Below are 24,897 nucleotides of genomic sequence, written 5' to 3'. Positions count from 1 at the left end.
ACATAGCGATTAACAAAAAAGACCCGCTTAACGACGGGTCTTGATATACTTTTACTCGAAAAACCTATTCAACCTTTAAGAAAATCTGGGTGTAGTACGGTCTCCCCTCTTTATCTAGTTGTACACTAAGTGTAGTATGGGTAAAATCGCCTTCCATGGCAGCTTTATGAGAGGAGCTTTCTATCCAACCCTCTAAAGTTTTGGCCGCCGAGGTATAGTATCTTGCTACATTTTCCGAGACACTGATAGCATCGGTTTCTGCTGCTATTTTTGATGCTCTCGAATCAAAATTATCGTGACTAAGGGCATTGCGCGAAATCATGTAATCGTTATGTTCTTCGGCATATTTATAGGAGGGAGCACTTTTGGATAGTGAGCTTAACCCTTTCGATTTGCGATGTTCGTTGACCAAACCTAACAAATCTTCCTCCATTTTAGCCGGGTCAACTGTTTGTTTTTCATTTCCAAGAGTAGCTTCAGTATATCCCAATTCATCTTCTTGCGCGGGTGTAGTGCTACAAGTGGTCAGGGCAAGAGCAAGCGCTACGGCCAGCAAAGTGCCATATAATTTTTTCATTTTCGGGGTGTTTTCGGGAGTGTTCTAAGTTCCCTTGTGTTCTCATTGCTAAAATAGCGGAGCACCTTTCTTATTCCATGAAATTTCCATGTTTGGCCAGATTATTACGTTGAAATACAGGAAAAAGGAAACAAAGGGTTTTTTGGGAGTGATTTTTATCATTCTATACCAAAGCCGGTTATATTATCTCTTCGGTGGCTTCAATGTTATCGGAAGGTATAGTTTTTTCGTCATCAAAAACATAGGAGAAGATCAGATCGCCCAAATCTTTGATCGGTTCGTAAAAAACAGAATCTTCTTTGGTTTCCTCATTAATTAGGCCCAAAGGAGTCGTGAGCTTTTCAAAAAAAATAAGGAAAGCGCCTAGAATAACAGCAACCTTCAACGCGCCAAAAATACCGCCTGCGACTTTGTTCAAAAGCCCGAGCATGGCAAAATCGGCAATCTTGGTCAATATTTTACCGGCCAAGTTTACTGTAACGATGATGACAAAAAAGGTTATCAAAAAGGCCGCTATTTTTAGGTATTGCTCGCTCCAATCAAATTGTGCGGCCAAATAATCGCCGGTGATGTGGGAAAAATGTATTGCGCCGTAGATTCCGGCAATAAGGGCGATCAGGGATGCCAGCTCAACAAAAAGGCCATTTTTTAAGCCTTTATATAGGCCCCAGATCAACAGAATTCCGATGATGATGTCCAAAAAGCTCATACAAGGGTTTTAACAAATATAGAATATTGATTTGTACCTTTGAAACTCATATCAAAAACAGATGTCAAGAGACGAACAATTAAAGGAACGATGGGAATTTTTGGTGGCAAAATTGTCTGCACAGTTTTCTGATGGTGACCCTTTGGAGTTGGACGGGATTGTTTATTTGGTAGGGGTCCAAGAGCTTGGAGATTTTCATCGTAAGTTTAAAAAGGACGAGAAGGTCAATCTGATGCACATTGCTATCTGCCGCCTTTTGGAACCTTATGGCTATTACGATTTTGATTTTTTTGATGAAGATGGATGGCCCCATTACAAAGTAAAGGAACAACTACCACCGCTAAAAGCAGGGGAGCAGACCGTGTTAATGAAGGAAGCTGTGGTGAATTATTTTCTGGAAAAGGAGTACATTGTTTAAATGGAACTTAAAAAACCATATTACGCTGTAATTTTTACCAACCTGAGAACCGAAGGAGATAATGGATATGGCCAAATGGCTGAAGAAATGGAAGCATTGGCCCGAAAACAATCAGGGTTTTTGGGTTTTGAAAGTGCCCGGGATGGCATGGGCATTGCCGTTAGTTATTGGGAAAGTCTGGAGGCCGTTGCCAACTGGAAATCTCAACTAGATCATAAAAAAGCTCAAAAACGAGGAATAGAAACCTGGTATTCTTGGTACAAAGTACGCATATGTCGCGTGGAGCGTGAATACGAATTCAACAAATAAAATTTTATGGGAGGGAACATCGATTTTTCAAATGTGAATAGAAGAGAGGCCCTCCAAAATATTGATAGGGATTTGTATGACCTTGTGGTTATCGGCGGCGGTATTACCGGTGCCGGTATTGCTTTGGATGCTTCTTCCAGAGGAATGAAAGTCTTACTGCTTGAAAAAGGTGATTTTGCCTCTGGTACCAGTAGCAAATCCACTAAACTGATCCACGGCGGACTACGCTATTTAAAACAATTTGATTTTTGGTTGGTAAAAGAAGTAGGTTCCGAACGGGCCATCGTACATAAATTGGCCCCGCATTTGGTGATTCCCGAAAAAATGTTGCTCCCTTTGATCGAGGGTGGTTCCTACGGAAAATGGTTGACTTCCATTGGTTTAAAAGTCTACGATATTCTGGCGCAGGTTTCGGGGGACGATAAACGCCAGATGCTGGAGAAGAAGGAGGCCATGAAACTGGAGCCCCTTTTGCCCAAAAAGATTTTGAACGGTGCAGGATACTATGCAGAGTACCGCACCGATGATGCGAGACTTACTTTGGAAAACCTAAAAACAAGCCTTCAATTTGGTACGCGGATATTCAATTATACCAAGGTCACCGATTTTCTGTATGACGATGAAAAGGTAGCAGGGGTCAAGTTTACGGACGAAGTGTTTGGAGACGAGTACAAGATTTCATCAAAATATGTGATCAATGCGGCAGGTCCCTGGGTGGATGAGCTGCGTAGTGTGAACCAATCCAAAAAAGGCAAGCGTTTGCACTTGACCAAGGGTGTCCATTTGGTATTTCCGAAGGAAAAACTTCCCGTGAAGCAATCCGTTTATTTTGATATTCCCGATGGGCGGATGATGTTTGCCATTCCACGTGGCAAGGTTACCTATATTGGGACGACAGACACCAATTATAATTCGGACAAGGACCATGTGACCACAGAATTGGCCGATGCCATTTATTTGATTTCTGCCGTTAACCATATGTTCCCCGACATTCAACTGGAACTGGATGATATTATTTCTTCATGGGCTGGACTACGCCCCTTGATTCACGAAGAGGGCAAATCCGCTTCTGAATTATCCCGAAAAGATGAAATTTTCACCTCTGAATCTGGATTAGTGAGTATTGCCGGAGGTAAACTTACGGGCTATCGAAAAATGGCCGAGCGCACCGTGAACCGTATTTCCCAAAAAATGGAAGAAGATTATGGAGTGGAACTCAAAGCGTGTACCACGGATAAGATTCCACTTTGTGGAAACGACTTTAAAAAGTTCAAACATGTAAAAAAATACATTGCCGAACTTCAAGAGCGGCTTCAAGGGGATGGTTTTACAAAGTACGAAGCTTGGTATTTAGTAACCACCTATGGTAAGCAGGCAGAAACTATTTTGGAATTATATGCTAAGATTAAGGGAAACGACCCCCAAGAAAACATGATTCGGGCAGAAGTACAATTTGCCATTGCCTACGAAAAAGCATTGAATCCCTTGGATTTTTTCATTCGGAGAACGGGCAGGCTTTATTTTGATATTGATAGTGTTCGGAAATACAAGGAGCCGGTGTTCGAAGAATTCCAGAAAGCCTACAACTATTCAAAAGAGGCAATGGCGGCTTTTTCAACCGAATTGGATGCCCAGTTAAAGGAGCATTCCGATTTTTCTTTGGAGCGGGATTAATCCAACTTCTTCTTTAATTATATTTTTCTTTGCCAAAACCTATCAATTCGAGGAAAATTTATAGGATTTTGTTGATTTCCAGTTCTCCACACGATTTTTCTTTCGAAGAACACTGAAAATTATCAATTCATCAATTCAAAACAGCTATCTGTCAACTCAAAAGGGGCGCCCATTGATTTAGAGGATTTTGAAAGATAATATTTACATAGCTTGACACCAATCTTACATTTTTGCGCAAATCTTGAAGTAAGTAAAACTGATTTTTTAACCTACTTAATTTTTTTGAAAATGAAAAAAGCAATTTTTTTAATGATTATGTTTTTTATTGGTTCAGGGTTGTTTTTAGGTCGGGCAACCAACGTACCGCAGTTAAGTAAATGTGAAATTGCGGCAATTAATATTCACGAATCTTTACAAGAAGCTGGTTATTCGCATGCTGATGCATATCACATATCTGGGATAGCATTGGAATGGTGTGAATGGGGAGCTTCTTTCTAAAAAACTAATTCTAAAATCCATTATTATGAAAAATATAAAAATTAAAATCGGGGCACTGGTGTTCAGTGTAGCCTTATTATCTATGTCTCCGTTGCAGCTTAGTAAATGTGAAATTCTAGCAATTGATGTGCACAATGAACTTCAAGGAGCGGGGATGAGCCATGCAGATGCCTACCATATGTCTGGAATTATTCAAGAATGGTGCGAAGCTGATTTAATGTGAGAAAATATCTGACAGGACAACCTTTCAAAAGGTTGTCCTATGTTTAATTTTTTTAAAATTAAGTATGAAAACAATACCTAATATCAAGTTATTTGGATTACTTTTTTTAACAATGGTGCTTTCTACAAAAGCACAAACAGGTAAGATTACATATCAAGCCTCTTCGACCTTCAGATTAAATGAAAAATCAGAAACGGTAAACCAACAATATAATGCGATGAATAAAGCCATCAAAAATAACCCTATGGATTTTGAATTAACCTTCAATAGAGGAGAGGCTTTTTTTGAAATAAAGGATAGGATGGGCACCAATGATTTTCAAGCCAAGATTGCCAAAGTAATGTTGGGGGGTACGAAAAAGTTCTATTACAACTTGGAAACTGAGGAGTTTTTAAAACAAGAAGTGGCTTATGGAGAAACTTTTCTTATTCCGATTGACAAACCTAATTGGGAACTGTCCAAAAGCTCAAAAATGATTGGAAAATATAAATGCTACAAGGCGACCACCCGCTACTCAATTGAAAATGATGCTGGAAGTTTTGAAAAAAATGTAATCGCATGGTACTGCCCAGAAATTCCATATATGTTCGGCCCATCCGGTTTTTTTGGTCTACCAGGATTAATTTTGGAATTGACGGATGACAAGCGCACGTACAGTGCTACAGAAATTTTATTGAACCAATCTGATTATAACATAGTTAAACTTAATACAGGAGTCATAATCACGCAAGAAGAATTTGATAAATTACGAGAGAAATTTAAGCGATAGTAGAGAAAGATAATTTTTTAATTAATATTATTTAGAATTATACGGATTGCATAGTATCAAAGTTTCGGTTTTAATAAAAAAATGCCTTTTTAAGATAGGCATTCTTTTTTTTGGCATAACAAATGTGTTCGCACAAAATGTGGTTTTAAGTGGCGTTGTATTGGACAGCTCCACCAACGAACCAATGATCGACGCCAACATCTTGGCCTTCCCCAAAAATGATGGTGAGCGTATCCAGTTTGCCATTACCAACGATAAGGGTGAGTATGTGCTGCGCTTGGAAAAAGAGGTGGCCTACTCCATTGAGGTGAGCTACCTCGGCTACCAAAAACTCTCGTTTGATTATACCGCAATACAAGATGAAATAAAAGATTTGAAAATGGTGCCCAAAACCAACGACCTCGATGAGGTGGTCTTGGAATACAAAATTCCAATAGAAGTAAAAGAGGACACCATAACCTACCAAACAGATGCTTTTGTTACCGGAGAGGAACGTAAACTGCGTGAAGTACTTAAAAAGCTACCCGGCATTGAGGTGGACCGAGAAGGCAATGTGACCGCCCAAGGCAAAAAAGTAACCAAGGTACTGGTGGAGGACAAGACTTTTTTTACGGGCAATAGCAAGTTGGCCGTAAACAATATTCCTGCCGATGCCGTAGATCAAGTTCAAGTGCTAGACAATTATAATAAAATCGGATTTCTCAAAGGACTGCAGGATTCCGATGAACTGGCGCTCAACATCAAACTAAAAGAGGACAAAAAGAAATTCGCTTTTGGCGATATGGAAGCAGGTGGCGGAATCAAAGACCGTTACTTGGTGCATCCCAATCTATTTTATTATAGCCCCAACACCAACATCAATTTTATTGGGGACTTGAACAATATTGGGGTCAAAAGTTTCTCCTTTTCCGATTATTTGGAGTTCAATGGGGGATTTGGCAAGCTTATGGACGATATTGGCGGCTATTTTTCCCTGAGCCGAGACGATTTCTCCCAATTTTTGAACAACACCGATTTCAGGGCGAACACCAATCGCTTTGGGGCATTCAATCTTAGGCAAACGGTCTCGCCCAAAACGGACATCAACAGTTATGTAATTGCCAACAGCAGCGATACCGAAACGGAATCCAACACCCTGAACATTTACAACAACTCCGATGGATTCTTGGACGAAGACAGAACGGAACGCAACAATTACGACAATTTCTTTTTGATCGGGAAGGCAACGGTGGAACACGAACCCAACAGCGATGAGAATGTAACCCTGAATTCGTTTGCAAAATTCACCAAAAACAAGGGCGATGGCATCATTTTGACTCAGAGTGACGATCGAAGTACTTTTTTCAACACCCTGCAAAATATTTCCGCACTGGAACTTAAGCAGGATGTTGAATACAGCAAGCGTTTTTCAAGAGCTCAAACCCTGAGTTTGGAGGGTTCTATGGCATTTCAAAAAAGCACTCCGGAGAATACTTGGGAAACGGACCAAGTTTTTCTGCAAGATTTGATTCCTCTGGAAGAAAACGATTCCTATCAAGTTTTTCAGAAGAAAGAGACCCGGACCACATCCTTTGATTTAGTATTGAAGGATTATTGGGTGCTCAACAATTTCAACCACATCTATACCACCTTCGGCACCAATTTACGGTTCGATGATTTCACAAGTGGTGAAATACAACAACTCACCAATGGAAGTATCAATGATTTTTCAGAAAATGGCTTTGGAAACCATATTGATTATCGGTTCAATGACACATTTCTGGGGCTGGAATATAAATTTTTAGCAGGTATTTTTACGGTGAAATCAGGACTATTTTATCACAATTACAATTGGGACAATGAGCAAGACAGGCTTTCGGTAAACAATAGCACCCAAGTTCTGCTGCCGGCTTTTGATGCAGAGGCGGAGTTCAATAGTAGTGAAAAAATACGATTCCGATACCGGCAGCGGATGCAATTCCCGACCATTGACCAGTTGGGCACTAATTTTATGCTGAGATCCTTCAATTCGGTGGGGTTGGGGACGCCCGATTTACAAAATGGAAGAAACCATTCCTATTCCTTGACCTATTATAAGTTCAGTCTATTCCGAGGTTTAAATCTGAATGTTGGTTTGACCTATAATAAAAGAACACAAAGTGTAAAGAACACCACAGTATTGGACGGCATCAATCAATTTGTAACCTACACCCTGTTCAACCAGCCCGAAAACTCCTTAAATGCCAATTTTAGATTTGGAAAGCGAATCAACAAGATGAAAGTTAGCGTAGAAAGTAGGGGAAGCTATAACGAGTTTTTCCAGTTGGTGAACAACAATGTGTCCAAAAACCTGTCCCGTTCTATTTCTGCCACAGGTAAGGTGGAGACCCTTTTCGATAAATGGCCCAATATTGAGCTGGGTTACACGCACAACCCATCGGTTTATACCACACCCACTAATAAAAACACCTTTACCAATTCGAGCATCTTTGCAAATCTGGATTATGTGTTTCTCAATGATTTTCATTTGAAGGGTGATTATGAGCGAACGGAATACACTAATGAGGGACAAAACCTGACCAATGTTTTTGATGTAGCCAACGCATCGCTGTTTTATCAAAAGGAAGACAGTCCTTGGGGTTTCGAAGTCTCCGTTCAAAACCTTTTTGATGTGCGGTTCAAAAGGCAGAACTCTTTTTCGGATTTTTTGATCAGCGATCAATTCACTGCCATTATGCCAAGGATTGTGATGTTTAAGATTTCGTATAAGCTTTAAATCAATCCAACTTCTCCGTCAACTTCTCAAACACCTTTTTCGGGTTCTTGTTTTTATAAAGCACCTGGTACACCGCGTTTATGATCGGTGTTTTGGACTTTTTCTGTAGTTTATCCATAAGGTCATGGGCGCTTTTGGTGGCATAATAGCCTTCGGCCACCATGTTCATTTCCATCATGGCACTTTTAACCGTGTAGCCCTTGCCGATCATATTCCCGAACATGCGGTTTCTGCTAAAAACGGAGTAGCCTGTTACCAATAGGTCGCCCAAATAGGCAGAAGCATTGATGTTACGCTTCATTTTGTACACCTTGTCAATAAACCGTTTCATCTCCCGGATGGCATTGCTCATCAACACACTCTGGAAATTGTCCCCATATCCCAGACCATGGGCGATCCCCGCTGCAATGGCATAAATGTTCTTCAACATGGCAGCGTACTCGGTTCCAATAATATCATCGGAGATTTTAGTGCGGATATAATCACTTTTTAAGTGATTTGCCACCATTTTGGCCTTATCGGCATCCGCACAGGCAATGGTTAGGTAAGATAAGCGCTCCAGTGCCACTTCCTCAGCATGGCATGGGCCGGTGATCACACCTATATCCTCGAATGGGATATTGTATTTCTCATTAAAATGTTCCCCAACAATACGCCCACTTTCAGGAACAATGCCCTTAATGGCCGAGAAGATAATTTTTCCTGTCAAGGAACTCGTCAAACATTGCAACTCCCTTTCCAAAAAAGCCGACGGGATCACAAAAATGAGTACGTCCGAAGCATCGACCACTTTGTTTATATTGTGGCTCATGCGCAGTTGATCGGTGTCAAACTCCACCGAACTCAAATAATTGGGGTTATGACCTTCCTTTTCAATATGCCGGATAGCAGAATCGCTTCGCATATACCAGTTTACCTGATCCAAATTTTCGGTCAGCATTTTTACAATGGCTGTTCCCCAACTTCCACCTCCAAGTACGCCAAAGGTAAGCTTGTCTTTCATGTATCCTAATTATGGTGTAAATCTAAAAAATAAAATAGTGTGTCTGTTTTAGCTTGATTATCAAATGGTTAATAAAAATGGCACAGTGATTGGTCTAGCTAAAGTGAACCTTAAAACCTCGATTATGAAAAATAAAAAACTACTCTTTGGAATTATACTCATAGGCCTATTGGCCGGTTCTTGTTATACCGAGGTTATTGTGGAAGACGATTTTATAGAAGAATCGCCCATTAATACCGCCTTGGTCTTGGAATCCTATGATCTATGGTATGTGGATATCAATGAAACTCGTGGCAATGGTGAAGTTCCCTTTTTGCAACGCGCCTTTACGATTTCTTTTGACAGGGGAACCGTTTATGCGAACAACAATCTTTCAGGTCTGGGAAAAACAGGTAATGGAAAAGGTATCGATGTAGGCTTGTATGCGACCCTTGCCGGTCAAGTGGAAATAAACCACGATGTGGATGGATTGTGGTTGCTGGATGTGTATGCGCTGGATAATAATACATTGGAAATATATGATTCAAGATCAGATACCTCCTATGTTTTGGAAGGTTATCAAAAAAGTCAGTTTGATTATGATATGGTCTTCTACGATAATATCCAATATGTATTGCAGGAGTATCAAGTTTGGGAGAAGACCTACACTAGTGAATTAGGCGCACTAAATGAGTTCGATAATGAAAACTACTTGCAATTTTTTTCAGATGATGGCGGGTATTTTAGATCCTCCGTAGATGCACAGGGAATTCCATTGACCAATATACAATGGGATTATCAGGGAGATTACCAAGTGTTCGATGTTGCCAACGATGCCACTCTGAAAACTTTAACACTCGATTATGACTTCTTGGGCAATGATTATTTTGAGTTGTACGTTATCAATGATAACACTATAGAATTGTACCATGTATCCAGTGGAACCGTGTACGAGTTTACAGGTAGAGGATACATCCAATATTTAAAATCGAACGGCGGAACAGGTAAAAAACGTTCAAAGACCAACAATCCTGTAATGAATGTTTCCCGTCAACGAAATATGTAAGGAAGAACTTTATGGTTCGACTATACAAACAGTTTTTTTGGTTGGTTATTTAGTTAAGGATCGCCCCGAGCTTAATTGATCGGGGCGATTTTTTTATGGATAGGTTAAAGTGGATACGATACCGTTAACCATCGTTCACCAAAAGAGCTGTTTTATAGATCGCACTAACTGTTACATTATCAAATCCTTAAAAATTCCTGGGCAATTAGGGTCTTGCATTTAATAATGCTAATTTTGCCCGCTTCAAGAAATAAGCCATGAAAAAGTATCTTAATCTTTTTGACTTTTCCCAGAAAGTAAACTATCGCACAGAAATTTTATCGGGCTTAACCGTTGCACTTGCTCTGGTGCCCGAAGCCATTGCCTTTGCATTTATCGCAGGCCTGTCGCCATTGACAGGTTTGTATGCTGCTTTTGTAATGGGATTGGTCACGTCTATCTTGGGCGGTAGACCAGGAATGATCTCTGGTGCGACCGGGGCCGTGGCCGTGGTAATTGTAACGTTGGCACAGCAATATGGAGTAGAATATGTATTTGCCACCGTAATCCTAGCAGGTATTTTGCAGCTGTTGGCCGGAGTGCTTCGATTGGGAAAATTGATGCGCTTGGTACCCCATCCGGTTATATTTGGTTTTGTAAACGGTTTGGCGGTCATTATTTTTATGTCGCAGATGAGCCAGTTCAAAACCGTGGATGGCGAGTGGTTGAGCGGAAGTACCTTGTACATTTTCTTGGGTTTGGTGTTGCTTACTATGGTAGTTATTTGGGGACTGCCCAAACTAACCAAGGTAGTTCCGGCATCTTTAGCAGCCATTCTATTAGTCTTCGGGATTGTTTTTTTCTTGGGATTGGACACACGGACCATTGGAGATATAGCCTCCATTCAAGGAACATTTCCTCCATTTCATATTCCCGACCTTCCTTTTACTTGGGAAACCTTGCAGATTATATTCCCTTTTGCCGGAATTATGGCAGGTGTTGGTCTTATTGAAAGTTTGCTGACACTGAACATTGTGGATGAAATTACCGAAACACGTGGTCGGGGCAATAAGGAAGCCGTTGCCCAGGGAACGGCCAACATACTCTCTGGATTGTTTTCTGGAATGGGTGGCTGTGCCATGATCGGACAAAGTTTGATCAATACCTCCAACGGTGCACGCGCACGACTTTCTGGTATTGTGGCCGCTTTAATGCTCTTGGTGTTTATAATGTTCGGTTCCAGCCTTATTGAAAAAGTTCCTATGGCCGCACTTACAGGACTTATGATCATGGTAGCCTTGGGAACCTTCGAATGGGCGAGCCTAAAAACCTTCCGTAGAATGCCAAAATCCGATGTGTTGGTGATGGTGTTGGTTACTTTGGTCACCGTATTCCTTCACAATTTGGCCTTGGCCGTATTGGTAGGTGTGATTATTTCCGCACTTGTATTTGCATGGGACAACGCAAAACGTATCCGCGCCAGAAAAAGCATTGATGAGGAGGGCGTAAAGCATTACGAAATTTACGGCCCGTTATTTTTTGGCAGTACCACTTTATTTGCTGAAAAATTTGATGTTTTGAACGATCCGGAGGAAGTGGTCATCGACTTTGCGGAAAGTAGGTTAGTCGATATGTCCGCTATTGAAGCTGTGAACAAGATTACGGAACGCTATCGAAAAGTGGGCAAAAAAGTGCACCTGAAACACTTGAGCCGAGACTGTAGAAGATTATTGGCCAATGCCGACGATATTATCGAAGTGAACGTATTGGAAGACCCAACCTATAAAGTTGTGGTGGACTAAAGTATATACTTATTCCTTGGTTTTTCCCATGAACACATTCACATTTGGATTTTGTGGATTGCCGCTGGCACGTCGCATCAAAACAATTTGGCCTGTGTGGTGAATGCAATCCGAAATCATCCCGTTAATGATGTTCCAAATTGGAAATTCGAATTTATGTTCACCTTTTTTAAAGATCACTTTATAGTTTTCCATATCCTCCATGGTGGCATTTTTAACCTTACTGCTCGCAGATTGAAGGTTGCCCAAGGTCTTTTTTCTTAAATCCTTGAAAGAATATGGAGCCGGATTTATTGGCTTTTCATAGGGTTTTGCATCTGGTGCCAATAATATATTGTTGGACAATACATAAATATGTTCCATGGTTTCAAAAATGGATCGTCCCTTTTCTGATGGTCTGTAGGCAAGGTCATTCTCCGTCAACCCCTCGGTTGCCCAATAGAATCGATACCCTAAGCCATCTATTAATCTGGCCAATATATTTCCGGGCAAGTAGTTTTCTGGATATTTTGGGATTTCTCGGTAGGGTAGTTTCATTTCTTTTGCCTAATAATATTTTACTTGAAGCATTAAAATAAAGAGAAAGGATACAGATGTTTTATAAAAGGTGGAATTTGAAAACAAAAACAGCTTTAATAACATTCAGATTTGGTCAAAGGCATAGATGAGGCAAAATTGATACTTTCTTTATCCTTGAACGCCATGCCAGTTTCATCCAGTTCGCCAAACCCTTCAATAAGTTGATTACCGGTCAATAAAAAGGCAACTTCCCTAGAACTTTCAATGCCTTCAGACATAAAAACATAGCTCCCAAAGAGCAGACTATCTTTTAAAGCACCGGAAAATATCCCTGAACTGGCATCTTTCTCTTTAAGGGAGTAATCAAGTTGGCCCATCACGGAATCGTTGATTTGGGTAATCTTCATAACCACTTTGTTTCCGTTTGCATCATAAGTATAACATCCAATCTCCAAAGTGGGCGATGGAACCTTCACAGTAAGATTTTCTGTGGTTTCCTGAGTGGATTCCGTCTCTTTTTCCTTGGTTTTGCAGCTTGCTACAACGAGGATTAGTAACAAGGCTATCATTGATTTTTTCATGGTCAGTCTATTTTTTTGAAAATCAATAAATTTTCTTCCGAATCATTGGAGAGGTAGAGTCTGTTGTTTTCAATTTTGTAGTTGACACTGCTTTGCAATGCCGATAAGAATTCGGATTCCTTTTCCATATTCGGGCATGCCATTCGTGTAGAGGCGATTTGTGTAAAACGCAGCACATCTTTTTCATAAAATAAACTTCCGTTCATCCGGTTACATCCGGAGAATCCAGAAAATCGATTGTTATTGATGTTGACTTCCATATTGGGAACATCATTGCCATTAAAATCTTCTTTACTGACCGTGGTTCCTTGCATCTTTTCCAACACCCAAATATCATGAAGTCTATAATCGGTAATGTAAGAACCGCAGCCTTCGTATACCTTGGTTTCGTCTCCGCCCGTATTCTTATAGGATACGGTAACGGTATATGGAAACACTTCGCCGGACATGGCATTGCTGCACTCCTTGTGCGCAATAATAACATCCAATAAGGTAGCTTCGGTTTGTATGCGGTACATGGCAATGTTGGAATCCTGTGCTTTTATGGGTTCCGTTGGAGGGGTCTGGATGGTGTCCTCCATGGTTTTGAGCTCAATTTTATTGTTGTATATTTTTAATCCCCAAAACGGTTCGGTACCTGTAGCCTTAAAATAACTACCATCCATATCGATGGCAATGGGTTCCATTTCTCGTTCTTTTTCTTCTTTTTGCATAGTGTCCTTTACAATTGCTTCTGGTGCTACGATGGTTTGGGAAGGTTCTTGTTTTTTCTTGTCCAAACAGCTAAAAAATAAGAAAGCGATACAACTAAGGGTTAAAATGTTTTTCATGGCGATATTTTTTTGAAACGCAACACGGGGTCTTGATCCACTAGTAAACTGAGTTTGCCGTTCTCCAAGGAGTATCCGTCTATTTTAGCCATCATTTCCAAAAATTGACGCTCACTTCCTCCACAGAACATCATGGTTGATGGGCCTGGTTCCCCAAAAGATATGTTATGCTCTTCCACTTTAAAAGGTGCCGAGTAGCCGTTACAGCTATCGGTGCCGGTAACCTTTCCAGATTCTTTATTAAAAGTGATCAGTGGTTTTTTATCGGGAAATAATCCTTCAAACGCAATTTTTGACTCCGAGATAAATTCGAGTTCCCAGGTTGTACCGTATAATCCTTCTTCGTTTGATTTTGTACCTATGCAGGATTCGGCCAAAAACACGGAAAGGAAAAGCAATATAGTGGTGGTTTTCATACTACGGCAGATTATTTTTCAGCCCTTTGGCTCCAAACCTCGTAAATGGGCTTTCCTTTGCTGCTGCTACCAGAATGATGCCAATCGCCATCCTTTACCTCATAGTTGAATTGTAAACTAGCTCCGACCCTAGAGTCGTCTCTGGAAAAGAAACCTATATTTTCGGTGTATTTGCCATCAATGGTGGTGTAGGTACCCCCTCCCGTTCCCATAAATTGTTTGGTTTCGGTATTGTATGCTATCCATTGAAAACGGGTGCCAGATAATATTTTCATGGTTTTGCGAGGTCCGGAGGTGTCCCGTTTCACAATTTCACCGTCCCGTTTTCTTCCAGAGATTAACCAGGCACCATTAAGATCGCCAGGCGAGCCATCATCAATTCGAGTCCAATTGGAATTGCCCAATTCAAGTACCCCATTCCTTATTTTGAATGCTTCGATTTTGGATTCACCAATAACTTCGGGTGCATTGGAATCAAATTCGAACAAAAAAGTCAGTGAATCATCCGAAGTGCTATAACTACCGCCTTTGGTGCGTATAAATTTTCCGTTTTCTTTTTCAAAAATGGCTTCGGAAAAATGGTTTTCGGTTAAAATAAGTACGTGTTCAATTATACGGCCATCATCTGCGGAAACAGTTGTGGTCCAAGCCCCCTTTTGGTTTTGGGCTTGTAGTATTGAAATCGCCATAAACGCCAGCAAATATGTGATAAACTTTCTCATAGGTTCGATTTTCTCCTAAAATATAAAAATGCTGTTGCTTAAACAATTAAACAACAGCATTTTAAATTTTTGATTAAGGCTGTTACAACGTTCTTAAATACTCGGCAATATCCCTTGCCTCGTCCTCGGTCAAATTTTGGTTCAACATAATCGCATTGTTGTACTCTTTCAGCAATGCTTTTGCAATAGGGTCTTCTTTTAACATTCCGTCAGGGTTCAAGATCATGTTCATTACCCATTCAGGACTTCTTCTGTCGTAAACCCCTTTAAGTGCAGGGCCTATCATACGTTTATCTACCATGTGGCAGGCTACGCAAATGGCTTCAAATTTGGCCTTGCCCCGTGCAACCATCTCATTGTTGATATCATCTGGTAACTCCAAGTCGGTAATTGGCCCGACACCTTTGTTGTCCAAATCAACTGGCACTTCTTCTTTTTCCGTGGCTTTCTTTTCTTCGGTCTTGGTGCGGCTTACCTCAAAACCATCTTTTTTCTCTTCTTTTTTTCCTCCGCAGCTCGCTATCATGGCACCTAGTGCCAAGACCATAACAGTTTTTTTCATTCTGATTTTATTGAAGTTTGTTTGTGTAAATGTTGCCACTAAGATAGGCAATTAGGGAAGAAAAACCGGAGGGATTTTGTTTTGTGCATCACAAAATGACTTCACCAGCTTGTTTATAGGGATTCGAAAAACTCCAAAGCCCTTTTCTCGGTATAGGTTATGTTATTTTTGCCCCAAAACCCCACATGGCCACCATAGTTGGGCATCTCTAAATGTAGGTTCGGATTATTATCAGTTTCCAACACCGGATAACAATCGGGCCCTAGAAAGGAATCATTTTTGGCATTGATGATCAAACTGGGTACCTGTATGTTGGGTAAAAATTGAAGTGAACTACATTGCTCATAATAGTCCAAAGCATTTTTAAAATTATGTGCTTTGCTAGTATAAGCATCATCAAAATCCATTAAGGTTTTAATTTTTTTAATGTCGGCATTGCTAATTTTCTCTGGGAACATAGCTTGTTTCTGTCTCAATTTTTCCAATAGATTGCCTTTAAACCGGATGGCATACAGTATATTTTTTGTGCTGAGAAGTTGTTTACAAGAGTCGTGCAAATTACAGGGCACGGAAACAGCAACGGCGCCTTTTAATTCGGTTGGGATTTGATTTCCCTCTCCCAAATATTTGAGCAAAAGATTTCCGCCCAGACTGAAGCCTTTCAAAAAGATGCTCTTATAATCCCTTGTGCTCAGTATATGATCAAGAATGTTCATCAAATCTTCGGTAGCTCCCGAATGGTAAGATCTGTATTTTATGTTCGGCTCCCCGCTACAGCCCCTAAAGTTCACTGCACAACAATCGTAACCATTTTGGTTAAGTATTTTGGCGCTTCCGGTAATATAGGGGCGTTGTGCATCTCCCTCCAAGCCGTGGAGGAGCACTACAAGTTTTTTTGATTTGGATTGCGCATAGCTCCAGTCAAGATCCAAAAAATCACCATCGGAAAGGGCAATCCGTTCCCTGTTTTGGACCACACCGTTCACCGATCGGATTATACCCGAATATATGGTGGAAAAGTGCCCGTTTCTGAACAAAATAGGAGGTGCATAATTGGAGTCTTGTTGGGGCATTGGTACAATTTATTCTTTTGGATAGGTTTTTAAAAGATTGGCCTGCTCTTCTACTGAGGTCTTAAATTCACTCTTAAGGTCGGTTACTAGTTGGGATACGGGCAACACATTGTTTACTGTGGTGACCCCTTGGCCAGCTGACCAGATGGTTTTCCAAGCCTTTGCTTCTGTATCCAACTCTTTGCCGAAATCTATTTTACGGTCTTTTTTTAAGTCTTCTTCGGAAATTCCGGCCGCACGGAGACTTTCTGCCAAAAAGTTAGCGGGCACACCCGAAATGGCGGCCGTATATATAACATCGTCCGCACCAGCGTTCATGATCATTTTACGGTATTCTTCCGTGGCCTTGCTTTCTTCGGTATTTATAAAACGGGTGCCCATATAGGCAAGGTCTGCGCCCATTTGCAAAGCAGAGGCAATATCCCGTCCAGTGCTGATACACCCTGATAATAATATGGTTTTGGTATAGAATTTTTTGATTTCCGCTACTAAGCTCATTGGGTTTATGGTACCTCCATGCCCTCCTGCCCCGGCGGATACCAAAATAAGACCGTCCACGCCTGCCTCCGCAGCTTTTTCGGCATGGCGTTTCTTAATTATATCGTGGAACACCAATCCGCCATAACTATGGATGGCATCTACCACTTGGCTTACGGCACCTAAGGATGTAATTACGAGCGGGACTTTATGTTTTACGCATAGCTTTATGTCGGCTTCCAATCGTGGATTGGTTGGGTGCACAATTAAATTTACACCGAAAGGGGCAGCTTTTTTGCCGGTTTCCTCTTCAAATTGCTTTAATTCTGCTTTTATTTGGATGAGCCATTCTTCAAAACCCTCGCTGGTTCGCTGGTTGAGGGCCGGGAATGTGCCCACAATTCCATTTTTACAACATTCTACCACCAATTTTGGTCCCGAAATAAGGAACATGGGAGCGGCAACCACCGGAAGGGATAATTTTTTAATGAATTCAGCTTTTTCACTCATGGCTTCTGTGTTAAACTATGTTTAAAAATATGAACAATTCCTATTCTTTATAGGAATCAGTTATAAAACTATGGTATTTTTACAATTATTATGCATGCATAACAAAATAACCTGATATGTTTTTTAAAGAATTTGAAATTAGATGGAGCGATATTGACGCTAATCGACACTTGGCGAACTCCGCTTATATTAATTTTATGAGTCATACCCGAATGGCATATTTGGGACTGCTCGGCTTTAACCATAAGAGCATGGCCACAAACAATATCGGGCCTGTAGTATTTTATGAGCACATGTATTATTTTAAGGAGGCATTTCCAGGTAAACCTGTAAAGGTTTCGTTGGAGTTTACCGGGATGAGCGAGGACGGGATGTTCTTTGAATTTAGGCACAACTTCTACGACCATAATGGGAAAAATTTTGCCCGTTGCGAAATGATGGGTGCCTGGATCGATTTGAAAGAGCGTAAATTAATCGGTCTGCCCGATGAATTTCTTCAAGCTTTTGAGGCCATGGAAAAAACGGACGATTTTAAAACCTTGACCAAAGAGGATACCCGCAAGCATGTGCAAGTGCCCAAGGATATGGAAATGATCTAAGGAGAAATCTCAATTTTTAGGATAACCGAACCAGCTCGGGGTATTGGTGATCAATTTCCCCGAGATGATTTCATCCAACCAACGTTCGTACCAATCCAAAAAGGTAAGGTCCTCAGAAAATTTTGGCGGCGACAATTCTCCTCTGTCCAAGTTCACAACCCTGCCCTTATAGTTGCCGTTTAGCACCAGCGCATGTATAAAGGAGCAACCCTGTGAGCCAAGAGGTAATATGCCTCCGTATAATTGACCGTTCAATTCTTCAAAATCCGTATCGCTAATGTTGTCCTCGTACAATGGATCGGTCCATTCGTCCCATTGTTTTTGGGTTATGAACGGATGTAAAATACAATCCCTTTTTAGGTGTTTTTCAACATGGTTATAAATCAGGTCGTCCAAATGTTGCCCAAAAGGATAAATGCCAAAATATGGTCCGGCACCCGAATTTTGGTAAGAGGAACCCTCATTCCCAATGTGTAGCACAAAGTGTTTGTAGCATTCAGGCAGTTTTATCTGGAAATTGTGCTCGAACGCACTAATGTCTTGCCTATCTATCGGTGCATTAATTTGATATTTATGGCCTCCGGCTCCAAAAACCTTATATAGCTTATCTTTCTCTTTAGCACGAACGAGTTTGTTCTTGATTCGTTGAATTTGTGTAGAATGTGCTGGCATAGTGTTCCGTTTTACGGGAAAACTACATAATTCATTTATGGAATATAGCGCCAAATTGATGGATGGCACTTCTGTTTTGACGTAGGTGCCGTTTTGATCAATGTTATGAAGGTCTTTTAGGGTTTTTACTGGCCAAATACACACCCACTAACACAAAGGCCATGGCAATCAGTTTAACTACGGTAAGTTGATCTTTGCCCGAAAAAAGCGCAAAAATTATCCCGACCAAAGGTTGCATATATACAAAGGCGCCCACAGAGGAAGCTTTGAGCTGGGTAAGTGCAAATATATTGAAAAGATAGGTTAAAAATGTAGTGCCTATAACTACAAAAGCAATAGAACCGAAGGCCCAAGATGGTATAGAGGCCCATTCTATTTCCATGGCCTCTGGCAAGGTAATGGGCAGGTTTACAACAAAGGCAACAGTAAACAACCATTTGAGCATGGTAAATGGATGATACTTTTCTATCAAGGTTTTTACAACGACCAAATATGCCCCATACGAAGCTGCATTAATGATGAACAAGATATTGCCCAATGGAATATTTGGAGCATCTTGCCGTACTTCGGCGCCAAAAAGGATAAGAGCCACCGCTCCTACAAAGCCCAGAAAGATGCCAAGACCCTTGTTCAAGGTGATTTTCTCCTTTAAAAAAAGTGCAGAGATTACCACAACGATTATTGGGGATATGGTAACTAAAACCGCACTGTTAATGGGAGTGGAAAGCTGTAGTCCTTTAAAAAAAGTGAGCATGTTTATGGACATGCCCAGCAAAGCACATATAAATACACGTCCCCAATCTCTTTTTTCTATCTTTTCCTTCGGACCAAAAATGGATATAAGCCAAAAAAGTAAAGATGCCCCTCCCACCCTTAAAAAAATAAACCCAAAGGGTTTTACATGGACGGGCATTACACCCTTGGCTACGGTGTGGTTAATACCGTAAATAACCGTTGCTCCGATAGCAGCAAGTATGGCGAGGGTTCTTTTACTCATGGATGCAGGGCTTCTTTGGCGGCTTCTACCGTTTTTTTGGAGTTGCCGACAAAGATTTGATCTTCGACCACTACCACTGGCCTTTTTAAAAAAGTGTAGTGCTCCAAGATCAGGTCCTTGTAATCCGTTTCGGAAAGGTCTTTTTCGTGCAGCCCCCTTTGTCTAAACAACATTGCTCTTCTGCTAAACAAGGATTCGTAGCTTCCGCTCAAACTTGCCATGTGTTCCAATTGCTCGGAGGTAATCGATTCACTTTTAATTTCTTGAAGCTCCACGCCGTCCAATGGTTCCAATTCTTTTAGGATTCGCTTGCAGGTGGAACAACTGCCCAGATGGTATATTTTTTTCATGATTTACGTATTGGAGGAACAAAGGAAGTTAAAAATCAATCAAAATGCATGGGGAATAGATAATTTCAACACCTTTTGTGGGAGATGTTTAATTAATTATTGTAGTATGTTCCAGCTATTGGTGCGGTTTAAAATTTTAAGACTAGTTTTACAACAAATAGCCCAAAACCATGGACAAGATTTTTGATATTCTTTTAAAAAACAGAACTATTCTTCACACTTTTTTGCAAAACACACCAAAAGAGGATCTGTTCAAAATTCCTGAAGGATTTAACAATAATATTTGGTGGAACATTGCCCATGTTGTGGTAACCCCGCAATTATTGCTGTATAAATTGAGCGGTCTGGATTTTACCATTGAAGAGGAACTGGTCAACAAATACAAGAAAGGAACTTTTCCAGAGGGAGAGCCATCCCCAACTGAAATGGAAAAGATCATGACCTATCTATTCAGTACCGTGGAACAAATCCAACAGGATTACGAACGAGGTACGTTCAAAAATTTTCAGGAGTATATGACTACGCCAAAGGTTGGGTTGAACAGTGTGGAGGATGCACTGCAATTTAATGTTTTCCACGAAGGGCTCCATTTAGGCTCCATTCTTGCCCTTAAAAGGGCTTTGGCGAGCGGTTGATTTTTTCGCCCTCTTATGCTTTGGATTGTTTTTTAGTCGCCAGATTTTCATGGTTTTTCCACTGAATTGATTTGGAGGTAAACCCAAGTCCATGAAAATCAATTATATTTACCTGCCAGAATTTAAGAACCCAAATCTTAATCAAAATGAAGAACTACCATTTAGACTATGGGGTCCTGCTGGCACTCCTTTTGTTTTCTTTTCAACAAGTATTTTCGCAACGGGGAAACTTATCTTTGGGCTTGGTGCCAACGTATAAAACGGACGGCTACGGTATACAGCTCAACTCAAATTACTATCATAGCACCACGGATTTTATGCAAGTGTCTCTAGCGGCGACTTTTTCCAAAGAAAAACCAAATTCGGGGGTTGAGTTTCCATACGATGATTACTTGTTCGGTCTAGGATACTTTACCACTATTTTAAGTGCTCCCGACAAGGGGATTTTTTTCTATTTTGGAGGGGGCCCTTCAGCTGGCTACAAATATATTAACAAGGGCAATACAGAGTTTGCTTTTGACGCATTGGAGGCGGAAAGTAGTTTTATTTATGGGGGATATGCCTCTTTTGAAATGGATTTCTATATATCCGATGCCTTCTCCTTGATCATTCCCATTAACGGTTACTACCATTTTAATAGCTACCTGAATGATTCTACACTGTTATTGGGCGCTGGAATCAGGTACTATTTTAAATAGATGGGCTATTCTTTTACTTTTCGCTTTAAATACAGATTTATCTCGTTGTAAGGTAAGATCAGTTCGATTGGGCCGTCGGCATAGGAAGCTACTTCGTATTGGTTGTAGATCAGTTTAAGCCCCTCATTGGTGTACCCCAAATTGTTGGGCAGGTGGAAGGATTCTCCCTCGAACATAAAACCGGTTGAGTTGATATTGGAATCTTGGGGTATTTTTTCTTGGATTCGAAATTTGGTCTCGGCAAAATCCTCGAACCCGTCCAAATCTTCAAAAAGTTGCCAATTTTCCAGTTCCACACCTTTCTTTTTGTCAAAATTCAGGTACGATGTGGAAGCATAACCATGGGCTCCCCCGGTAAAGGAATATGAATTTAACATAAAAGTGATCACATTTTCATCCTCGTAAACCACAATGCCATCTATTTCGGCTTCCCACTGTACCTCGTCCGGAAATTTGGTCCTCAGTTCTTTATAGCTATCGGAAAAAGATTGTAGCGCCTTGCCCATTTCATCAATCGTATCATCTTCACTAAAGGACAAAATACTGATGACCTCTTCTTGTAACGATCTGTTTATGGCCTGCGAAACGGGCGAATTATCCAAAGCATTGGGAATATTGATGTCGATTTTAGGGCAACTTTCGCAATTTTCACCTTTCAAGTGTAGAGGTTCAAAAGTAAGTTTGCTCTCCGTTTGGCAACTTACCAATACAAAGAAGAATAAGAAAGCACCTAGCAGTTGTTTCATGATTTGAGGTTTTGGAGCATCAAAAATAATACTTCGGGAAGATAACGATACATTTGTAGGAAGATAGTTTGAGCATGAGCAAAAAAGAGTTAAAGTTTAACAGTAGGGCCATCCACGGTGGGCAAATACCGGAGAGGGGCTACGGTGCCGTAATGCCACCGATATATCAAACCTCCACGTATGCACAGTCTACCCCGGGCGAGCACAAGGGACATGAATATTCCCGAGTTTCGAATCCTACCCGGACAGCTTTGGAGAATGCGGTGGCCAGTTTGGAGAACGGTGGTTTTGGAATGGCTTTTGGAAGCGGTATGGCAGCAATCGATGCCGTAATGAAGCTTTTGGACCCGGGTGATGAGGTTATTTGTACCAATGATCTATATGGGGGGAGTTATCGGCTTTTTAAACAGGTCTATGCAAAGTATGGTATTAAGTTTTTGTTTTCTAGTATGTCGGATATGGGCGAACTGGAATCGCAAATAACACAAAACACCAAATTGGTCTGGTTGGAAACACCTACCAACCCTATGATGAATATTATCGATATTGCAGCAGTGGCCAAGGTCACCAAAAAACACCGTATTTTGTTGGGGGTGGACAATACATTCGCTACCCCGTTTTTACAGCGACCCTTGGATCTTGGTGCGAATCTAGTAATGCATTCCGCTACCAAATATTTGGCAGGACATAGCGATGTAGTGGTCGGAGCTTTGGTGGTAAAGGACAAAAAACTGGCCGAACAACTTTACTTCATCCAAAAATCCAGTGGAGCCATCTGTGGGCCTATGGATAGTTTTTTAACCCTGCGCGGTATAAAAACCCTTCATGTAAGAATGCAGCGGCACTGCGAAAACGGAGCGGTGGTCGCCAACTTTTTGAACAACCATCCCAAGATCGGAAAAGTGTATTGGCCCGGCTTTGAGACTCATCCGAACCATAAGATCGCTAATCAACAAATGGATGGCTATGGCGGAATGATCTCCTTTGTTCCCAAGGGCGGAAATTATGACGAGGCAATTAGAATCGTAGAAAAGCTGGAGATTTTTACACTTGCAGAATCGTTGGGGGGCGTAGAAAGTTTGGTGGGTCACCCAGCGAGTATGTCGCACGGTAGCGTTCCCAAAGTGGAGCGGGAAAAGAACGGGGTAGTGGACGCATTGATTCGGCTAAGTGTGGGCATAGAGGATGTAGATGATTTGATGGCAGACCTGGACCAGGCCCTAAATTAATTTTTTTGAAAAATTTATAATTATATTATAATCAGATTGTTGAAATAACATAATTTTGCGCTCAAAATCACAATTCAACAATAAAAGTGCTTTTCGCTAGCGGAGAGACATTTAATTTTAACCCATTTATGGAAAATAAAATAAAAGCATTTATGGATGAGGTAATCGCCAGGAATGGTCATGAGCCCGAATTCATACAAGCAGTGCAGGAAGTTGCAGAAACGGTAATTCCTTATATCGCCCAAAACGATATCTATCACGGAAAAAACATCTTATTGAGAATGGTAGAGCCGGAACGATTGATTTCGTTTCGTGTAGCTTGGATAGATGATAGTGGTGAAATCCATGTAAACCGTGGTTACCGGGTGCAAATGAACTCTGCGATCGGGCCGTACAAAGGAGGTTTACGTTTTCACCCGACCGTAAATGCAAGTGTTCTTAAATTTTTGGCCTTTGAGCAAGTGTTCAAAAATAGTTTGACCACTTTGCCCATGGGCGGAGGTAAAGGAGGTTCCGATTTTGATCCTAAAGGAAAATCGGATGACGAGATCATGCGTTTTTGCCATGCTTTTATGACTGAACTTTGTAGGCATATTGGGCCTAATACGGATATTCCTGCCGGAGATATTGGAGTAGGGGCTCGTGAGATCGGCTTCTTGTTCGGTATGTACAAAAAGATCCGTAACGAGTTTACGGGAGTGTTAACAGGTAAAGGTCTTTCTTGGGGAGGATCGTTGATCCGTCCGGAAGCAACCGGTTATGGTACGGTATACTTTGCGGATAGCATGTTAAAGACCCAAAATGAAACTTTTGAAGGGAAGAAAGTCGTGATTTCAGGATCGGGCAACGTGGCGCAATATGCAGCCGAAAAGGTGATGCACCTTGGAGGAACGGTTCTTACCCTTTCCGATTCAGGAGGCTACATTTACGACAAGGACGGTATTGACGAGGAAAAGTTGGCCTTTGTAATGGATTTAAAGAACAACAAGCGTGGTAGAATTTCCGAATATGTGGATAAATACCCTTCTGCCGAATATCACAAAGGAGAAACACCTTGGAAGGTAGCCTGTGATATTGCCCTGCCTTGTGCAACCCAGAACGAATTGGATGGTGATGATGCCAAAGCATTGATTAAAAATGGATGTATTGCCATTGCAGAGGGTGCAAATATGCCTTCCACCCCAGAAGCGATCCATGCATTCCACGAAGCAAAAATTCTATTTGCTCCAGGAAAAGCGTCCAATGCAGGAGGTGTTGCCACTTCCGGATTGGAAATGAGCCAAAACTCCTTGCGTATAAGCTGGACCAGGGAAGAAGTGGACAAACGATTAAAAGGAATTATGTCCGACATCCACGATGCTTGTGTGGAATACGGAAACGAAGATGGATATTGCAACTATGTTAAAGGGGCCAATATTGCCGGCTTTGTTAAGGTTGCAGATGCAATGTTGGCACAAGGGGTGATTTAAGGCGCCCAGCATCAACAGTAATTTTTGATTGGCAGTTACCGGAACTAGTGG

The 24,897-nt window shown here is 41.2% G+C and carries 29 protein-coding genes; 14 read left to right on the top strand and 15 right to left on the bottom strand.

Features of this window, described 5'->3' with window-relative positions; genetic code table 11:
• Positions 1 to 64 precede the first annotated feature (64 nt).
• The gene (locus MJO53_RS05975; protein WP_252080839.1) at positions 65 to 577 is read right to left on the bottom strand and encodes a CAP domain-containing protein; all 513 of its coding nucleotides are present in this window, start codon (positions 575 to 577) and stop codon (positions 65 to 67) included.
• Positions 578 to 755: 178 nt separating this feature from the next.
• Positions 756 to 1,286, bottom strand: coding sequence for a CvpA family protein (locus MJO53_RS05970; RefSeq protein WP_224836137.1), 531 nt, complete (start codon positions 1,284 to 1,286; stop codon positions 756 to 758).
• A 61-nt stretch (positions 1,287 to 1,347) separates the two neighbouring features.
• Here MJO53_RS05970 and MJO53_RS05965 point away from each other — a divergent pair, with 61 nt between their 5' ends.
• From MJO53_RS05965 to MJO53_RS05935, 7 genes are all read left to right on the top strand, one after another.
• Positions 1,348 to 1,704 carry a hypothetical protein gene (locus MJO53_RS05965; RefSeq protein WP_224836138.1) on the top strand — a complete coding sequence of 119 codons (357 nt, stop codon included), beginning with the start codon at positions 1,348 to 1,350 and terminating at the stop codon, positions 1,702 to 1,704.
• The gene (locus MJO53_RS05960) at positions 1,705 to 2,013 is read left to right on the top strand and encodes an antibiotic biosynthesis monooxygenase family protein (protein ID WP_224836139.1); all 309 of its coding nucleotides are present in this window, start codon (positions 1,705 to 1,707) and stop codon (positions 2,011 to 2,013) included.
• A 6-nt stretch (positions 2,014 to 2,019) separates the two neighbouring features.
• Positions 2,020 to 3,687, top strand: a complete 1,668-nt coding sequence (locus tag MJO53_RS05955; RefSeq protein WP_252080838.1) for a glycerol-3-phosphate dehydrogenase/oxidase — start codon at positions 2,020 to 2,022, stop codon at positions 3,685 to 3,687.
• Between the two features lie 288 nt (positions 3,688 to 3,975).
• On the top strand, positions 3,976 to 4,185 hold the full coding sequence (locus tag MJO53_RS05950) for a hypothetical protein (protein ID WP_252080837.1): 210 nt from the start codon (positions 3,976 to 3,978) through the stop codon (positions 4,183 to 4,185).
• Positions 4,186 to 4,210: 25 nt separating this feature from the next.
• On the top strand, positions 4,211 to 4,408 hold the full coding sequence (locus MJO53_RS05945; protein WP_252080836.1) for a hypothetical protein: 198 nt from the start codon (positions 4,211 to 4,213) through the stop codon (positions 4,406 to 4,408).
• A gap of 64 nt (positions 4,409 to 4,472) precedes the next feature.
• On the top strand, positions 4,473 to 5,177 hold the full coding sequence (locus MJO53_RS05940) for a GLPGLI family protein (RefSeq protein ID WP_286037774.1): 705 nt from the start codon (positions 4,473 to 4,475) through the stop codon (positions 5,175 to 5,177).
• Positions 5,178 to 5,301: 124 nt separating this feature from the next.
• Positions 5,302 to 7,932, top strand: coding sequence for a carboxypeptidase-like regulatory domain-containing protein (locus tag MJO53_RS05935; RefSeq protein WP_252080835.1), 2,631 nt, complete (start codon positions 5,302 to 5,304; stop codon positions 7,930 to 7,932).
• A 1-nt stretch (position 7,933) separates the two neighbouring features.
• On the opposite strand, the gene MJO53_RS05930 is transcribed toward MJO53_RS05935, so the two are convergent.
• Complete coding sequence (locus MJO53_RS05930) at positions 7,934 to 8,935, bottom strand: NAD(P)H-dependent glycerol-3-phosphate dehydrogenase (RefSeq protein ID WP_252080834.1); 1,002 nt, start codon at positions 8,933 to 8,935, stop codon at positions 7,934 to 7,936.
• A gap of 124 nt (positions 8,936 to 9,059) precedes the next feature.
• Between MJO53_RS05930 and MJO53_RS05925 the strand changes: the two genes are divergently transcribed.
• Both MJO53_RS05925 and MJO53_RS05920 read left to right on the top strand, forming a co-directional pair.
• On the top strand, positions 9,060 to 9,980 hold the full coding sequence (locus tag MJO53_RS05925; RefSeq protein ID WP_252080832.1) for a nicotinic acid mononucleotide adenyltransferase: 921 nt from the start codon (positions 9,060 to 9,062) through the stop codon (positions 9,978 to 9,980).
• Positions 9,981 to 10,237: 257 nt separating this feature from the next.
• Positions 10,238 to 11,761, top strand: a complete 1,524-nt coding sequence (locus tag MJO53_RS05920) for a SulP family inorganic anion transporter (protein WP_224836152.1) — start codon at positions 10,238 to 10,240, stop codon at positions 11,759 to 11,761.
• A gap of 9 nt (positions 11,762 to 11,770) precedes the next feature.
• On the opposite strand, the gene MJO53_RS05915 is transcribed toward MJO53_RS05920, so the two are convergent.
• The 8 genes from MJO53_RS05915 to MJO53_RS05880 all read right to left on the bottom strand — a co-directional run bounded on the left by MJO53_RS05915 (position 11,771) and on the right by MJO53_RS05880 (position 17,451).
• A complete protein-coding gene (locus MJO53_RS05915; protein ID WP_252080831.1) occupies positions 11,771 to 12,298 on the bottom strand; it encodes a DinB family protein in 528 nt (175 codons plus the stop codon).
• Between the two features lie 95 nt (positions 12,299 to 12,393).
• A complete protein-coding gene (locus MJO53_RS05910; protein ID WP_252080830.1) occupies positions 12,394 to 12,861 on the bottom strand; it encodes a hypothetical protein in 468 nt (155 codons plus the stop codon).
• Positions 12,862 to 12,863: 2 nt separating this feature from the next.
• On the bottom strand, positions 12,864 to 13,691 hold the full coding sequence (locus MJO53_RS05905) for an META domain-containing protein (protein WP_252080829.1): 828 nt from the start codon (positions 13,689 to 13,691) through the stop codon (positions 12,864 to 12,866).
• A complete protein-coding gene (locus tag MJO53_RS05900; RefSeq protein WP_224836155.1) occupies positions 13,688 to 14,107 on the bottom strand; it encodes an META domain-containing protein in 420 nt (139 codons plus the stop codon). Before MJO53_RS05900 ends, MJO53_RS05905 begins: the two co-directional genes overlap by 4 nt.
• Before the next feature lie 11 nt (positions 14,108 to 14,118).
• Positions 14,119 to 14,829 (bottom strand): membrane or secreted protein, encoded by a 711-nt coding sequence (locus tag MJO53_RS05895; RefSeq protein WP_252080828.1) that lies wholly within the window; start codon positions 14,827 to 14,829, stop codon positions 14,119 to 14,121.
• Between the two features lie 82 nt (positions 14,830 to 14,911).
• On the bottom strand, positions 14,912 to 15,391 hold the full coding sequence (locus MJO53_RS05890; protein WP_252080827.1) for a c-type cytochrome: 480 nt from the start codon (positions 15,389 to 15,391) through the stop codon (positions 14,912 to 14,914).
• A gap of 113 nt (positions 15,392 to 15,504) precedes the next feature.
• Complete coding sequence (locus MJO53_RS05885) at positions 15,505 to 16,464, bottom strand: YheT family hydrolase (protein WP_252080826.1); 960 nt, start codon at positions 16,462 to 16,464, stop codon at positions 15,505 to 15,507.
• 9 nt (positions 16,465 to 16,473) lie between these two features.
• Positions 16,474 to 17,451 carry an NAD(P)H-dependent flavin oxidoreductase gene (locus MJO53_RS05880; protein ID WP_252080825.1) on the bottom strand — a complete coding sequence of 326 codons (978 nt, stop codon included), beginning with the start codon at positions 17,449 to 17,451 and terminating at the stop codon, positions 16,474 to 16,476.
• A gap of 116 nt (positions 17,452 to 17,567) precedes the next feature.
• Here MJO53_RS05880 and MJO53_RS05875 point away from each other — a divergent pair, with 116 nt between their 5' ends.
• A complete protein-coding gene (locus tag MJO53_RS05875; protein ID WP_252080824.1) occupies positions 17,568 to 18,050 on the top strand; it encodes an acyl-CoA thioesterase in 483 nt (160 codons plus the stop codon).
• 9 nt (positions 18,051 to 18,059) lie between these two features.
• On the opposite strand, the gene MJO53_RS05870 is transcribed toward MJO53_RS05875, so the two are convergent.
• The 3 genes from MJO53_RS05870 to MJO53_RS05860 all read right to left on the bottom strand — a co-directional run bounded on the left by MJO53_RS05870 (position 18,060) and on the right by MJO53_RS05860 (position 20,069).
• On the bottom strand, positions 18,060 to 18,722 hold the full coding sequence (locus MJO53_RS05870) for an SMI1/KNR4 family protein (RefSeq protein ID WP_252080823.1): 663 nt from the start codon (positions 18,720 to 18,722) through the stop codon (positions 18,060 to 18,062).
• 103 nt (positions 18,723 to 18,825) lie between these two features.
• A complete protein-coding gene (locus MJO53_RS05865; RefSeq protein WP_252080822.1) occupies positions 18,826 to 19,719 on the bottom strand; it encodes a DMT family transporter in 894 nt (297 codons plus the stop codon).
• A complete protein-coding gene (locus MJO53_RS05860) occupies positions 19,716 to 20,069 on the bottom strand; it encodes an arsenate reductase family protein (protein WP_224836163.1) in 354 nt (117 codons plus the stop codon). Before MJO53_RS05860 ends, MJO53_RS05865 begins: the two co-directional genes overlap by 4 nt.
• 170 nt (positions 20,070 to 20,239) lie before the next feature.
• On the opposite strand from MJO53_RS05860, the gene MJO53_RS05855 reads away from it, so the two are divergent.
• Complete coding sequence (locus MJO53_RS05855) at positions 20,240 to 20,704, top strand: DinB family protein (protein ID WP_252080821.1); 465 nt, start codon at positions 20,240 to 20,242, stop codon at positions 20,702 to 20,704.
• 146 nt (positions 20,705 to 20,850) lie between these two features.
• Complete coding sequence (locus MJO53_RS05850; RefSeq protein ID WP_252080820.1) at positions 20,851 to 21,402, top strand: conjugal transfer protein TraO; 552 nt, start codon at positions 20,851 to 20,853, stop codon at positions 21,400 to 21,402.
• Positions 21,403 to 21,407: 5 nt separating this feature from the next.
• On the opposite strand, the gene MJO53_RS05845 is transcribed toward MJO53_RS05850, so the two are convergent.
• Positions 21,408 to 22,148 carry a DUF3298 and DUF4163 domain-containing protein gene (locus tag MJO53_RS05845; protein ID WP_224836166.1) on the bottom strand — a complete coding sequence of 247 codons (741 nt, stop codon included), beginning with the start codon at positions 22,146 to 22,148 and terminating at the stop codon, positions 21,408 to 21,410.
• Positions 22,149 to 22,222: 74 nt separating this feature from the next.
• On the opposite strand from MJO53_RS05845, the gene MJO53_RS05840 reads away from it, so the two are divergent.
• On the top strand, positions 22,223 to 23,377 hold the full coding sequence (locus MJO53_RS05840; RefSeq protein WP_224836167.1) for a trans-sulfuration enzyme family protein: 1,155 nt from the start codon (positions 22,223 to 22,225) through the stop codon (positions 23,375 to 23,377).
• Positions 23,378 to 23,505: 128 nt separating this feature from the next.
• The gene (gdhA, locus tag MJO53_RS05835; protein WP_224836168.1) at positions 23,506 to 24,846 is read left to right on the top strand and encodes an NADP-specific glutamate dehydrogenase; all 1,341 of its coding nucleotides are present in this window, start codon (positions 23,506 to 23,508) and stop codon (positions 24,844 to 24,846) included.
• The last annotated feature ends 51 nt before the right edge of the window (positions 24,847 to 24,897 follow it).

Source organism: Flagellimonas marinaquae (assembly GCF_023716465.1).
In the GTDB taxonomy this organism is placed as follows: Bacteria; Bacteroidota; Bacteroidia; order Flavobacteriales; family Flavobacteriaceae; genus Flagellimonas; species Flagellimonas alginolytica.
The sequence above is the reverse complement of the archived record's forward strand: the minus strand, read 5'-3'. Positions and strand labels throughout refer to the sequence as shown.